Consider the following 13,613-nt stretch of genomic DNA (forward strand, 5'->3'; position numbering starts at 1 on the left):
TTATCGGCCTACCGTACCCATTCCGTTAATGATTTTATCGAGCATTTCATCCATCATCGTCATCATTCTTGCAGAAGCATTGTAAGCTTGCTGGAACCTAATCATATCTGTCATCTCTTCATCTAAGGATACAGAACTGACAGAGTCCCTATTTTGGTTAACGGATGTAGCAAGCACTACAGAGTTGGAAAGATTCTTTTGAGCACTTTGTGAATCAACACCCAATTTCCCAATAATCCCGGAATAATAGGTGTCAAAGGTCCCAGTTAACTCCTTTGAATTTTGGTCTTTAGTTGAGTAATCACTAAAAGCTTTCTTTTTCAAATCAGCTAAGAGTTTAGCATTTTCATTATCCCCAGAAGCTCCTCCACTATTACCACCTGCGGCGATTAATGAAGGGTCCTTCAATATCTCACTATTCACCTTGATGCTTTCAGCAGCACTCTTACCTGGTTCAATTTCAAAAAAGTTTAATGTTGATGTTTCACTAGCTCCTAACGCATACCCCTGCTTATGAATAGCATTAAACTCATTCACAAAAGCCGTTGCCATATTATCCAGCTTCTGCAGCATATTAGGATAGGTTCCTCCGATTGTACCATCACTCTTTTTATAGCCAAAACTGTTAATCAACCCGGATAGCTCTCCTGAAAACTTGTACTCCGTTAATGTTTTCGAACCAAATTTCACTCCATCTACCATGCCTGTCGATTTATCATAGCTAACTTCAACTTTTGAAGTTCCAAGCATCCCAGTTTGGTTAACACTGACTAGATTGATAGGTGGCACATAAGAAGAACCGTCTTCTTGCATTAATTCAATGTTGTATAGTCCTGTTGCTACATCACTAGCTTTGCCATAATCAGTTGGAATGACGTTTTTTACGTTTATACTAACAAGCTGAGAGAGGCTGTCTACAAGTAAATCACGTTTATCGTAAAGTTCATTCGGGATAATCCCATGCGGCTCTACTTTACTAATTTGCTGGTTAAGTTGATCAATACTGCTAATAAGCAGATTGATTTCGTTCGCTTTAACGTTAATTTGATTTCCGATATCCGTTTGAACGCTTTTTAGCGAATTGTAGTAGTAGTTAAGGGTATCTGCGACCATAACGCCTGTTGAGGCAACAACCTCACGAGCCCCTGAGTTTTCCGTGTTGGCCGTTAACCCCTGCAGAGAATTCCAGAATTTTTCCATCATTGCAGCTAACCCGCTGTCGGTTGGTTCATTCATGATGCCTTCCATTTTAGACAATGATTCGCTCATCGCCCCGTAAAAACCGATTTTATTACTTTGAGTCCTGTATTGCGAGTCCAAAAAGCTGTCTCGGATTCGCTGAACAGTTTCTGCAGCCACCCCTGTCCCGAGTTGACCTGCTACACGAGGGCTGTTTAATCCGACGGTAGGAAACCCAGATGTCTGTACCAAGTTAACACGCTGCCTTGAATATCCTAATGTATTGGCATTGGCAACGTTATTTCCTGTAGTATACAAGGCTCCTTGTGAGGTCGATAATCCACGTTTAGCTGTTTCAAGCCCCATAAAGGTTGAAATCATTTGCTCAAACCTCCATCTCTTTTCTGTTTCTTATGCTTTCGAATCAAATATGCCTATACCGCTTTTTGTTGGCTTTTTAACGGACTTCCCGTAGGTCATATCCTGGTTTTGCGGTCTCAGCATATCTAAAGAGACATTAATGAATTGAAGTGACTGATAGATTAATTGCTGATTTAAAATGTTCCGCTCTTTCAGCTTAGCTACTTCATCGATTAGCTCTTTTTTTAGTCGTTTTAGTGCAGCCGTTTCAATTGGTTCTGTTAATTCCATTACGGTGTCGATGGGAGCAGTCTGTCTCACTGCTCCTTTTGCTGTAAAAAATCCCTCGACTGCTGCTTCTCTTTCTTTATCCGTTTGACTGATTGCTTTAATATGCTTTTGTTCTTCGATTAACAGGGCGGTAATTGCCTCAGTGTCGCTAGCTTTTAAAATGGTTGTTTTTCTTAAGGCTAATTGATTGAAGCTTTTATGAAGCTTGATCAATTTTTCAAGCGATTCGATGATGTTTCGTGCAGACATTCTTGCTCCCTCCTCTGCTCATGGATGATGGACGGAATATGTTTCCGTTCACAATAATCAAACGTTTATAAATAATTTATTTTCGGTAAAAATCAATAAGGCCTTTTGCTGTCGCCTGTGAATTCAATTTATAATTTCCATTTTCCACTTGGATTTTCAGTTCGTCCACTTTTGCTTGTCTTGCAGCAGGAATTGGAGATAATTGCTGCATTTCTTTTGCCGCTGATGAAATTTCAACTTTATCTGAGGCAGTGACCTTAGATTCTTTGACATTCCCCGCTTTATTGGCTTGAAGATTATACGGGTTAATCCCTGTCATACCGACGTTATTGATTTTCATATTCCAGATCCTCTCCTTCGGCCGATTTTCTTTATCTAATCTTATATATAACCTCATATTTCGATTCCTTTAACAGACCATGAGAATGACTCTTGGCTGTGTTTATTCTCCCTATCATTATTATCGACAAGGACTTATTTTTTTTTATGGTTTCCTGTAATCTTTCCTTCGACAACCATTGTCGAATTTTGTTCTCAATACCGAATATTCTAACAAAATACCAATCATGAAGCCAAGGATTATCCTTCGTGATTATCTTTAATATAATACGTATTTTTTTTATTTCGTTCTTGTATTTTAGTTAGGCACTTTTCTTCCTCTTCAAAAGTCTGCAATTCAGAGCGAAGGGAATCGCTGCATTTGCTACATAATCTCCCACTTTGAATGTTGGTCCCGCATTTTTCACAAGGAATGCCTAGGTTAGGAAATTGGGAAATTCTCAGTTTTCCTGTTTTTACAAATTTAATAATCAAATGTTCTTCCACACCTGTGGCCTCAACCACTTGCATCATTAACGCCGTTCGATTACTTTTCTTGCGAATGTAGGCATACACTTCATCAAATTTAGCTTCTTCTTCTTTATAGCAAGCATCGCAAACATCACGAAATTTTGTTTTAACAAATAACGAATTACAGTTCTGACAGTTGAACAAATCCATTGAGGACCCCTCCTTTACTATCACAATGATTGTTCTTCAGTACTGTATATATCGAATATTAACACCGATACTTTAGAAGGTTTATAAAAAATATTCGGTTTTACCTAGCCAGAGTAATTGATGAAACTTCTGTGGCACCAGCGGTTTTCAAAGCCTTAGCCGCATGCCGGAGTGTTGAGCCTGTTGTGTAAATGTCATCCACGATTAAGATTGATTTTTGCTTTAATAAATCCGGTTTGGTGACCTGAAAAACTTGTGCCAAAGATATCCGCTCCTCACGTGACTTTTTCGATTGTTTTTCCGTATGAAGGCGCGTTAATAGCTCAACCGTGTTAAGGCCTAGCAGATCTGTCAAAGCCTGCGCCTGATTGAAACCCCTCTCCATCAGACGTTCATTACTAAGAGGAATGAACGTTACCAAGTCAAAACTCATGTCTTTTAGTTTGTCTTTTAAAAAGGGAACGAAGGCCTCAGCCAGTGCATAATCTCCTCGGTACTTATATTTCGCAATCATGTCTTTCAGGAATTCGTTATAATGAAAAAGCGATATGTTTATGGACAAATACCCGCTCCATTTCTTATCTTTTTCCCATCTCACACAATCCAAACAAAGATCCTCGATGCGGTAATTCTTATCAAGCTCTCGTGAGCAAATCGAGCATGTCTCACCTGCTAACTTCTTAAGTTTCCCTTCACATCTTTCACAGATTGTCATTGCCTCTTTCTTCAGTAATAGACTTCTCCACGTCAATACTGCTTTCATTTCTTCAACACAAAATAAGCATCTAGCCATCCAGCAGACCTCTTTTCCAGGCCTCTTTATTCATCATTTGTATATGGCAGATCGCCTCGACCATAGCTTTGCTTTTTCCGTAATGAAAAAAAGTGATAGTTCCCGTAGGATAAGTAAAGCTTCTGCCGACGCGGCCGGCAATCTGGACGAGAGCACTCTCAGAAAAGACCTCATGTTCAGCACCAATCACGGCTACGTCTAGTCGTTCAATTGTCACCCCGCGTTCTAAAATCGTCGTGGTCAATAATCCAGGTACCTCGCCATTCCGTAATGCCTGTACTCTTTCTTTTCGTTCAGGGTGCTGTGAGTGAACGGTCTCCAATTTAGGGGATAGTGTTTGAAACAACGGAATTACCTGTTCCATCACTTGAATGCTCGGAAAAAATAATAATAGAGGAATCTTCTGCTGAAGACGTTCGCTTACCCAACTGGCAATCACAGGAGGAATCTTTTTTTGGAGATATTGTTTTTGCCAATTGCCGCTCCATTTCATTTCAGGAACAGGGATTGGCTTATGATGGTAACGGGCAGGGATTGTCACGGCTTGCAGTTTCCCGCTACGATAAGATCGTTGCATCTGTTTAGAAGGAGTGGCAGTTAAGAAGATGGTCGTAGCAGAGGGCTTTTTGGATTTATTAACCGCATAATGTAGAGAATCATCAATTGAGTAGGGAAACGCATCGACTTCATCAATGATGACTACATCGAAGGCTTCAGAAAAGCGAAAAAGCTGATGTGTGGTGGAAACGGTTAGCGGCGAAGCTTTGCTTCGGTCTTCGCTGCCTCCATACAGAGCGGATACCTCAATGGCTGGAAAGGCTCTTTTTAACCGGGGTGACAGTTCGAGAACGACATCGGTCCGAGGTGTTGCCATACAGATTCGTTTTCCGGCAAGCAAGCCCGCCTCAATGCCAGCAAATAGGACTTCCGTTTTACCAGCTCCGCATACGGCCCATACCAGTAATTCACCTTTTCTTTTTACAGCCTCAACGACACAGTCCGAGGCCGTTTGCTGACCTGAAGTTAGAGTTCCATCCCAGCTCATTACTTTGTCAGGAACCGCAAACTTCAAATCAGGACCTATCCAGCCGTATAATTTTGCACATTCACTGACCCGCCCCATCATGATACAGGCCCGGCAGTAAGTACAATCTTGATTGCAAATCTTACACGGAAACGTATAAAACAAAGCAGAATTTTGGTTACCGCATCGTACACAATTGTACTGACCATTCACACATTGCACGCCGGAAGTCACAGAGACATAGCCGTGCTTTATTTGGTCGGAAATGATTGCCGGGGAAAAAGGAATTTCGGAGGCCAATAACAACCTTCCTGTGAGGTGATTCTGAAGTTCTGGGGAAAAAGGGGGAGAACTAATCGTATTTTCCAAACTATAACCTTCTTTCTTAGAATAGAATTTTACACTCTTAAATAGAATTCGCTTTTCACATTAGAATCCCTCTTACATCCATAAAAAAAACGCCTCCTCCTTTTTCAAGGAAAGACGTTCCTCTGTTTATACTTTATACCAGCCCATCCCCATCGATCCTTCGCCCAGATGCGTTCCGATCACAGGACCGAAGTAGCTGATGTCAAACTCGACATTTGGGAAACGCGCTTCAAGTTCCGTTTTCCAGTCTTTAGCTTCAGCTTCGCGCTTAGCATGAATAATGACCGCTTTATAGTTTTCACCGTTTGCCGCGTCTTCTCCAAGTAAATCAGCAATCCGTTTCATCGCCTTTTTTCTAGTACGGATTTTTTCGAACGGGACAATGACTTTGTCAACAAAATGGAGAACAGGCTTTACTTGTAGCAAACTCCCTATCAAGGCCTGGGCACTGCTTAGCCGCCCCCCACGCTGCAGATGGGATAAGTCATCCGCCATGAAATATGCCCGGACGGAAAGTTTCATTTCTTCGAGCCTGGCCATAATCTCTTCTGCGTCCTTGCCGTCAAGTGCCATCTGAGCCGCTTCGAGAACATAAAATCCCTGGACTCTACAGCTGATTTCAGAATCAAAGGCGTGGACCTGAACTCCCTCTACCATTTCACCTGCTGAAACCGCACCTTGATACGTACCACTGATACCACTCGATAAATGAATTGAAATAACATCATCATATTCTTTTTGCAGCTCTTCAAACTTCTCAACAAACTGACCGATTGGCGGTTGTGACGTGGTCGGTAGCTTCGCTTGCCTTTTTACTTCTTCATAAAACTCATCTGCAGCAATATCTATTTCTTCCCGGTAGGCTTCGTTGGAGAAAATGACATTAAGCGGCATCATATGTATATGTAAACGATCACGCATATCCTTAGGTATATATGCAGTGCTATCTGTTACGACTGCGGTTTTCATAGTGAGTACCATCCTTATAAAATTTACTCTAAATATCTTATACACCATTCTATCTGAAAATGCCTTAACTTGCATTAAATAGCTTCTCTTTTTTTACCATAAATTAGTAAAAATTAAGTAGGTGGATAGATTTATGCCGAGTTCGGCATTTGACAAAAAAAGTCCGGCTCTTCAGTACGCATTGCGAAAACTGAAGAGCCGGACTTATCATAAGTTGAAATTATTTCACTTCTACCCAGCCGTTTTTAATAGCTAAAACAACAGCTTGGGTACGGTCGTTTACATTCATTTTTTGAAGAATGTTACTCACATGGTTTTTTACTGTTTTTTCACTGATATATAAAGTTTCGCCGATGGCACGGTTGCTTTTTCCGTCTGCTAAAAGTTGAAGAACTTCACACTCGCGTCGAGTCAATAGGTGAAGCGGTCTTCTGATCTCTACAGCATGTACTGAATCACGATCAGCACCCTCTTCAGCAGCTAAACGGCGATATTCTTTGACTAAATTATGTGTCACCTTTGGATGAAGGTATGAGCCACCTTCTGCGACTACACGAACAGCATCAATTAGCGCATCTGCGTCCATTTCTTTCAACAGGTAACCTTGTGCTCCTGTTTTCAATGCATGCTGTACATAGTTTTCATCATCATGAATCGATAAAATGATGACTTTCGTTTCAGGGTAACGGTTTACAAGCATTTTAGTCGCTTCGACACCGTTCATATTCGGCATGTTGATATCCATGATAACAACATCTGGTTTGTGTGTTTCAACAAGATCCATAGCCTCGCTTCCGTCATCGCCTTCGGCAACAACATCAAAGGATGATTCAAAATCTAATATACGCTTAACACCTTCACGGAAAAGCTGATGGTCATCTATAATGATGATACTAGTCTTCAACGGCTTCTTCCTCCTAATTTCTATTTAAATGCCTATTCTCTAAAATTTATAAATGATAGGGAATTTGTATAAACACCAAAGTGCCTGCCCCTGGTTGTGAATCAATCGTCATTTCACCTTCAAGCAGCTCGACTCTTTCCCTCATGCCTACTAAGCCAAAAGAACCCTCTTTTTGAATGGAAGAATCAAACCCTTTTCCATCATCTTTGACGACAACCGTAACCATCTCTTTAGAAATGGAAAGTTTAACTTGAACTTGCTTTGGCTCTGCATGTTTCAGTGAATTCTGTACAGCCTCTTGGACCAGCCTAAATAAAGCAACCTCCATATCAGAGGGAAGCCTTTTGACCTGGCCGAGGTTAACGAAATTCAAATGCACACCAGTATTATAGTCTTCGGTCGTTTGCAGATACTTTCTGAGGGTAGGAACAAGGCCTAGATCGTCAAGGGCCATAGGGCGCAGATCATAGATGATTCTACGCACTTCATATAACGCATTCCGTACCATGACTTTTAAGCTACGGATTTCCACAAGAGCTTCATCAGGACCTCTCTCTCGTTGTACACGTTCTATCAAATCCGAACGCATCATGACATTAGCAAGCATTTGCGCGGGGCCATCATGGATTTCCCGTGAGAGTTTTTTACGTTCCTGCTCCTGAGCTTCTATTATTTTCAACCCGAAGTCCTGCTTACGTTTCGCTTCTTGTAGAGCTTCTCCCACAAATTTCAAGTCCTGTGTCAAATAGTTTTGTACAACAGAGATTTGCGAGACGAGATGTACAGCTTTATCAATCGTCTGCTGTAATCCCCTTAATCTAAGCTCAAGTTCATCCCGTCGATTACGAAGCTCTTTCTCTAACTGGCGATTTATTTGTAAATCGACTTGCAGCTTATGTGCCCTCTCATAAGCATCGCGAACCTGTTCTTCAGAAAAATGATTGAAGTGCATACTGACTTCGGAAAGCCTTTTTCGAGCAAATCTGGCTTTTGAATCCAGTGCATCGCTGTCGGTTATCACAATGGCAACTCTGATTTTCACATCATCAAGCTCTTTTGTTAATGACTCAAAGTCTTTGCGACATTGCTCTCCAATATCAAAGACTTCATCCTTACTTTCACTAACAGTGCTTACCATTGTTTCTAAGATCTTGTCCAATGCTTTAGCATCAACCTTTTTTATGGACATTAAGATCCCTCCACTTAAATCAACAGACTTAAACAATTTGTTGTCTTATAGACTATGTATATGGAAAAAAGCTCTTTTTCCTTTTTCATGAATGGTTAATTATCAGGAAACTTGCAATGAAGTAACCTTCATGAACATATTGTACCAAAAAAAGAAGAAAAATACGTCAATTTCATTGTAGGATTTTCACAAAATATACATATTTGGTATACATTTCATATTCCTAGCTTTTATGGATATCACGTTAGACCACCTATTAAAAGGTTGTTTCTATTATCCTAATCCGAATTATCCTTATCAATCAAATGGAATATTCCACTCCATTGATTATTATACGAAACAGATACATTTATTAAATGGCAAAATCCTTGAAATGAGCTGACTCGATATGGACAAGCCAGGTTTATGGTACAAAACTCATTGTTTTTCCTACAATGATATTCTTTTAAGCATATATGACCATCTAATAAACATTAGCTGGCAGTAGAATTAATTATAACACGTACAACTTTTTCTTATATTAAAGTTTCTTTACACTATACGGAATAAAAAATAATCTTCATTGCCACTTTTTGCGCAAAGCCTTATAATGAATCAACTAATAGCGAGAGCGAAGGTGGAATAGTAATGCTCCCTCATTATTTAACGGTAAAAGGACGTGGTGAACATGAAATCGTGATTGAGAAATCTCGATTTATTGCCCACATCGCCCGAGTAGAATCAGAAGAAGCAGCACAGGCCTTTATTCAAGAAATTAAGAAAAAGCATAAAGATGCTACTCATAATTGTTCAGCCTATATGATTGGAGAACAAAATCATATTCAAAAAGCCCTTGATGATGGAGAGCCAAGCGGTACGGCAGGCATCCCTATTCTTGAGGTCCTTAAGAAAAAAGACCTAAAAGATACGGCTGTTGTGGTTACACGATATTTTGGCGGCATCAAACTTGGTGCAGGCGGCCTGATTCGTGCTTATAGTAAAGCGACTTCAGAAGGAATTAATACCACGGGTGTAGTTAATAGAAAATTAATGCGCGTAATTTCAACAAATGTCGACTATACCTGGCTCGGAAAATTGGAAAACGAATTACGATCATCGATTTATCAAATAAAGGAAATTCAGTACCTTGAACAAGTCAATCTTCTGGTATATGTAGAGGAACCCCAAAAACAGGCATATACCAACTGGATGACAGAGCTGACAAACGGTCAAGGTCGTATCACTGAGGGCGAAATGATTTATTTAGAACAGGCTCTCGTTTAATTTTCTCCTGCATATTTTTCCTTTTTTTTTGCTGTAATATAATTGAAAAGAAATATTTATTTTACGAAATTATTAAATCATTGTAAAATTAGGATTAATATATGACGAAATATATACTGAAGGATTCGAAAAATGGCGATTTATGTCTGCTATTTAAAAGGAGAAGAAAAAGATGTCTAATACTAGGCGTGTTTATAAAATTAAAAAAACAAAGAAGAAAAGGCGAAAGAGGCTTTGGTTATTTCTAGTCCCCCTGTTAGTACTTGGTCTAGGAGCTTCTACGTATGCTGCAACTCTATATATGAAAGCTCAAAATGTATTTAATGATTCTTACGATCCTGTCGAGGCCTCAGCCAAGCGGAGTGAAACGGTTGACCCACTCAAGGATAATTTCTCAATTCTTTTCATAGGGATTGATGACAGCGATGAACGCGACTATAAAGGAAATTCACGCTCGGATGCTCTAATGCTGGCTACATTCAACAAAGATCAAAAATCTATTAAACTATTAAGCATTCCACGTGACTCCTATGTGTACGTGCCAGCCAAAGGCGTAACGACAAAAATCAACTCGGCTCATGCAGCTGGTGGACCAAAAGCAACAATGGATACTGTGGAAGAATTATTCGATATTCCTGTTGATTATTATGTCCGGATGAACTTTAATGCTTTCATCGACGTGGTGGACTCATTAGATGGAATTGAAGTTGATGTACCATATGAAATGAACGAAATGGATTCACATGACAAGAAGAATGCCATTCATCTCGAAGAAGGATTACAAACTGTTAATGGTGAAGAAGCATTAGCCTTTGCACGGACTCGTAAAAAGGACAGTGATATCCAACGTGGTGAGCGACAACAGGAAGTTCTGAAAGCCATCATGGCCAAGGCAACCTCTGTTGGAGCATTAACGAAGTATACAGGAGTTATGGAGGCTGTTGGCGACAATATGACAACGAATCTCCAATTCTCACAAATTAAAGGTTTCATAAAATATGTAACATCTGACAACGGTCTGGATCTCGAAACTGTTAAACTTGAAGGTCAAGATTCCACAATTAGCGGAACCTATTACTATCAATTGAACGAAACATCAGTAGCAAATACTAAGCTACTACTTCAATCCCACTTAAATCTGGGACCTAAAGAAGTCTCTAATCAAACTGAAGCCGTTCAATCACAATAACAATTAGAATAACAGAACCCCCCACTCATCCTAGGATGATGTGGGGGGTTCTGTTTTTTGACTCTCTCTTTTATCCCCTAAGAAAGTCTCCTCTATCGTCCTTAAAATGCCATTAGCAAAGAAAACAACTTGATAAAAAAATGACCGGAGATGAGAGCGTAAACATAATAATACTGTTCTTTCAGGAAAACTTGCACTGTCCTTTTTCCTGGAACACCTTAGCTTTCTTCCTATTATGAAACTCAAGTAATACGATTGCTTGCTTTGAATCAGATTGAAGATTTCTATATGAAAAATTCTATTTGACTAGGATGTCCAAAACTTTGATTAAATGAGCATCTGATTGGTAAAATTACGACTTGATATTTTATACTAAATACACAAATAGGCATTTAATATATAAAACATCCTTCCGTACTAATAATACGATACACTCTTGTTATTCATGGAGAAGTTACCCTTAACGAAACTATAAAAAACCTCCATACGTATTAGTAAATACGGTATGGAGGCATTAAACATATTTATTGAGCTTTGCATAGAGAATAATAATCTAGTATTCTATGCACTAAAGCAATTATGGTTTGTTTTTAAAATTAAGCATCTTCAGCAAAGGCTGATAATTCGAGCTGACCAGTCCAATTTTTTCTACAAAAATTTCTATAATCAATAAGAGGCCAGCTACAAGAATCAAAGCTCCCCACATTGTTGCAAATGTAAAGATTATGGCAGCTAAACCAAAGCAAGCAGCTAAAGCGTAAATAAGAAGTACAGTCTGCTTATGAGTAAATCCTAGGTTTAACAAGCAGTGATGTAAATGTGATTTGTCAGCAGCTGATATCGGCTGTTTATTTACAATCCTGCGGATAATCGCAAAAAATGTATCTGAAATAGGAACCCCTAAAATGATAATCGGTACAATTAAGGAAATCATCGTAACGTTTTTATATCCAAGCAGGGACAGTACTGCGATGATGTAACCTAGGAACAACGCTCCTGTATCTCCCATAAAAATCTTTGCAGGATGGAAATTATATTTCAAAAAGCCGAGGGTACTTCCAGTCACAGTCAATGCAACCATCGCTACAAATGAATCCCCTTTAATAAGGGCCATCGTAGCAATCGTCACTAATGCAATTGTGGATACTCCACCCGCAAGACCATCTAGGCCATCTATTAAATTAATGGCATTAATAATCGCCACAATCCACAAAATGGTAATAGGGACACTGAAAATGCCAAACTGAAGTGTGTCAGTAAAAAATGGCAAGTTGATAAATTCAACTTCAAGACCGCCCCATAACACGATAATGAGAGCAGCTAAAATCTGTCCCAAAAACTTAGGTGCAGCTCTTAATTCATATATATCATCCGCCATCCCAATTAATATGATGACAAGAGCACCTACTAGCAGAGGCAATTGCTTCCAAAAGTCATTCGTAAAAATTAAGGTAAAAATTAAGAATGTAATGGAAAAACTCAAAAATATAGCTAAACCGCCCATGCGCGGCATAATTTTAATATGCACTTTTCGCTCATTAGGTTTATCGGTAGCCCCTAATTTAACCGCCAATTTTCCGACAAAAGGAGTCAAAAAAATGGACAATAAAAATGCTACCAACAAGGCCCCTATAAACATCAAGAACCACCTCTATTCTTCAACATAAATCTTATACCCTTAACAATCAATATGAAAACGTATATTTATAATAACTTATTTATTTTTTCATCCTCAAATAAACATTATATACGTTTTCGGCTAAAATCTCTATAGAAAAGTTGTTTTTTGCAAATTTTTGTAAATCTGTCCCTAACCTTGTCAGGTTTCCGGATTTTTTTAATTCTACTGCTTTACAGATAGCCAATTTCAATTGGGTGACATGCCCAATCTCTGTTATCCAGCCAAATTTCTCATCCGGAATTAATTCTTTTACACCGCCAACATCACTTGTAATTGCAGGCAGACCTGCCCTTGCCCCTTCAAGTAAAACAAGTGGGAAACTCTCGCTTAAAGACGTTAACAATGTGACATCAGCCAAGGGATAGAGCTTTTCTATATCTTTACGATACCCTAAAAAGAACACGTGATTAGTTAATTTTTTTTCCAAAATCATCTTTTCTAAAGCCAGTCTTCTGCTGCCTTCACCCACAAGCAACAGCTTTACATGCGGAAACTCCGATATCACTTGACTTAATGCCTCTAAGGCAAATTCATGGCCTTTTACAGGTTCAAGCCTAGCAGGCATAATGATAACAAAATCATCAGCCACAAACCCAAAGTCTTCTCTTTGAAAGGGTTCCTCTAATTTCTTTTCAAAGTTAATACCATTTAAAATCTTGGTGATCTTGGTTGAGGGAATCCCTTGACTAATTAAGTCTTGCTTAAATCGATCTGAAACCGCCAGTATATGATCAGTATGCTGAAATGACTTTAAATGCAAGCTCGTAAATAGTTTCCCTTTTACACCCATACCTAAAAAATCATGCTGAGGGGAACTGTGCACAGTAAGAACCCAGGGGCGTTTTACGAGACGTTTTAATAAAGCTCCATAAATATTCGCACGCGGACCATGAGTGTGGATGATCTCTATATTATTTAGACGGATAAAGTCCCGTAAAGGTTTCAATATCGAAAGGTCATACTTAGAATGTTGCTTGAAAATTTCAGTTTGAATCCCAGATGCCACAGCCTGCCGGTACAGAGTACCTTTTTCAAACACACCAAGAAGGCATTCCTCTTTATTTAGTTGGTTAAGTAAGGACAGAATATGAAACATACCGCCGCCAGTTTCATTACCAGCGTTTAAGTGCATGATTTTCACCTAGTTCACTCCT

13 protein-coding genes are annotated in these 13,613 nt (G+C 39.3%); 2 read left to right on the top strand and 11 right to left on the bottom strand.

Going from position 1 to position 13,613, the window contains the following annotated elements; all coding sequences use genetic code 11:
* From flgK to NST21_RS26565, 9 genes are all read right to left on the bottom strand, one after another.
* Positions 1–1,560 carry a flagellar hook-associated protein FlgK gene (flgK, locus tag NST21_RS26525; RefSeq protein ID WP_340892182.1) on the bottom strand — a complete coding sequence of 520 codons (1,560 nt, stop codon included), beginning with the start codon at positions 1,558–1,560 and terminating at the stop codon, positions 1–3.
* 30 nt (positions 1,561–1,590) lie between these two features.
* Complete coding sequence (locus NST21_RS26530; protein WP_057215942.1) at positions 1,591–2,079, bottom strand: flagellar protein FlgN; 489 nt, start codon at positions 2,077–2,079, stop codon at positions 1,591–1,593.
* A 76-nt stretch (positions 2,080–2,155) separates the two neighbouring features.
* Positions 2,156–2,419 carry a flagellar biosynthesis anti-sigma factor FlgM gene (flgM, locus tag NST21_RS26535; protein WP_057215945.1) on the bottom strand — a complete coding sequence of 88 codons (264 nt, stop codon included), beginning with the start codon at positions 2,417–2,419 and terminating at the stop codon, positions 2,156–2,158.
* Between the two features lie 239 nt (positions 2,420–2,658).
* Entirely contained in the window at positions 2,659–3,078 is a 420-nt protein-coding gene (locus tag NST21_RS26540) for a TIGR03826 family flagellar region protein (RefSeq protein WP_056524391.1), read from the bottom strand.
* 100 nt (positions 3,079–3,178) lie between these two features.
* Positions 3,179–3,871 (bottom strand): ComF family protein, encoded by a 693-nt coding sequence (locus NST21_RS26545; protein ID WP_056524388.1) that lies wholly within the window; start codon positions 3,869–3,871, stop codon positions 3,179–3,181.
* The gene (locus NST21_RS26550) at positions 3,864–5,195 is read right to left on the bottom strand and encodes a DEAD/DEAH box helicase (protein ID WP_340892187.1); all 1,332 of its coding nucleotides are present in this window, start codon (positions 5,193–5,195) and stop codon (positions 3,864–3,866) included. Before NST21_RS26550 ends, NST21_RS26545 begins: the two co-directional genes overlap by 8 nt.
* A gap of 195 nt (positions 5,196–5,390) precedes the next feature.
* Complete coding sequence (locus tag NST21_RS26555; protein ID WP_053348556.1) at positions 5,391–6,233, bottom strand: DegV family protein; 843 nt, start codon at positions 6,231–6,233, stop codon at positions 5,391–5,393.
* Positions 6,234–6,453: 220 nt separating this feature from the next.
* A complete protein-coding gene (locus NST21_RS26560) occupies positions 6,454–7,137 on the bottom strand; it encodes a response regulator (protein ID WP_053348555.1) in 684 nt (227 codons plus the stop codon).
* A 46-nt stretch (positions 7,138–7,183) separates the two neighbouring features.
* Positions 7,184–8,326 carry a sensor histidine kinase gene (locus NST21_RS26565; protein WP_056524380.1) on the bottom strand — a complete coding sequence of 381 codons (1,143 nt, stop codon included), beginning with the start codon at positions 8,324–8,326 and terminating at the stop codon, positions 7,184–7,186.
* A 627-nt stretch (positions 8,327–8,953) separates the two neighbouring features.
* Here NST21_RS26565 and NST21_RS26570 point away from each other — a divergent pair.
* Together NST21_RS26570 and NST21_RS26575 are read left to right on the top strand one after the other, a co-directional pair.
* On the top strand, positions 8,954–9,589 hold the full coding sequence (locus NST21_RS26570) for a YigZ family protein (RefSeq protein ID WP_340892190.1): 636 nt from the start codon (positions 8,954–8,956) through the stop codon (positions 9,587–9,589).
* 172 nt (positions 9,590–9,761) lie between these two features.
* Entirely contained in the window at positions 9,762–10,778 is a 1,017-nt protein-coding gene (locus tag NST21_RS26575; RefSeq protein ID WP_340451825.1) for an LCP family protein, read from the top strand.
* Between the two features lie 577 nt (positions 10,779–11,355).
* Here the strand turns inward: NST21_RS26575 and NST21_RS26580 are convergent.
* Together NST21_RS26580 and NST21_RS26585 are read right to left on the bottom strand one after the other, a co-directional pair.
* Positions 11,356–12,417: a glycosyltransferase family 4 protein gene (locus NST21_RS26580; protein ID WP_340892195.1), complete on the bottom strand. Its 1,062-nt coding sequence runs from the start codon at positions 12,415–12,417 to the stop codon at positions 11,356–11,358.
* A gap of 79 nt (positions 12,418–12,496) precedes the next feature.
* Entirely contained in the window at positions 12,497–13,591 is a 1,095-nt protein-coding gene (locus NST21_RS26585) for a glycosyltransferase family 4 protein (RefSeq protein WP_340892672.1), read from the bottom strand.
* Between the last annotated feature and the right edge of the window lie 22 nt (positions 13,592–13,613).

The sequence above is a fragment of the Peribacillus sp. FSL K6-1552 genome, assembly GCF_038005205.1.
GTDB lineage: Bacteria > Bacillota > Bacilli > Bacillales > DSM-1321 > Peribacillus > Peribacillus butanolivorans.

Bases quoted from the DNA above. Each gene is read 5' to 3' on its own strand.
- NST21_RS26540 (WP_056524391.1), bottom strand. From the start codon at position 3,078: ATGGATTTGTTCAACTGTCAGAACTGTAATTCGTTATTTGTTAAAACA.
- NST21_RS26545 (WP_056524388.1), bottom strand. From the start codon at position 3,871: ATGGCTAGATGCTTATTTTGTGTTGAAGAAATGAAAGCAGTATTGACG.
- NST21_RS26575 (WP_340451825.1), top strand. From the start codon at position 9,762: ATGTCTAATACTAGGCGTGTTTATAAAATTAAAAAAACAAAGAAGAAA.
- NST21_RS26570 (WP_340892190.1), top strand. From the start codon at position 8,954: ATGCTCCCTCATTATTTAACGGTAAAAGGACGTGGTGAACATGAAATC.
- NST21_RS26580 (WP_340892195.1), bottom strand. From the start codon at position 12,417: ATGTTTATAGGGGCCTTGTTGGTAGCATTTTTATTGTCCATTTTTTTG.
- NST21_RS26565 (WP_056524380.1), bottom strand. From the start codon at position 8,326: ATGTCCATAAAAAAGGTTGATGCTAAAGCATTGGACAAGATCTTAGAA.
- flgK (WP_340892182.1), bottom strand. From the start codon at position 1,560: ATGATTTCAACCTTTATGGGGCTTGAAACAGCTAAACGTGGATTATCG.
- NST21_RS26585 (WP_340892672.1), bottom strand. From the start codon at position 13,591: ATGCACTTAAACGCTGGTAATGAAACTGGCGGCGGTATGTTTCATATT.
- NST21_RS26555 (WP_053348556.1), bottom strand. From the start codon at position 6,233: ATGAAAACCGCAGTCGTAACAGATAGCACTGCATATATACCTAAGGAT.
- flgM (WP_057215945.1), bottom strand. From the start codon at position 2,419: ATGAAAATCAATAACGTCGGTATGACAGGGATTAACCCGTATAATCTT.
- NST21_RS26530 (WP_057215942.1), bottom strand. From the start codon at position 2,079: ATGTCTGCACGAAACATCATCGAATCGCTTGAAAAATTGATCAAGCTT.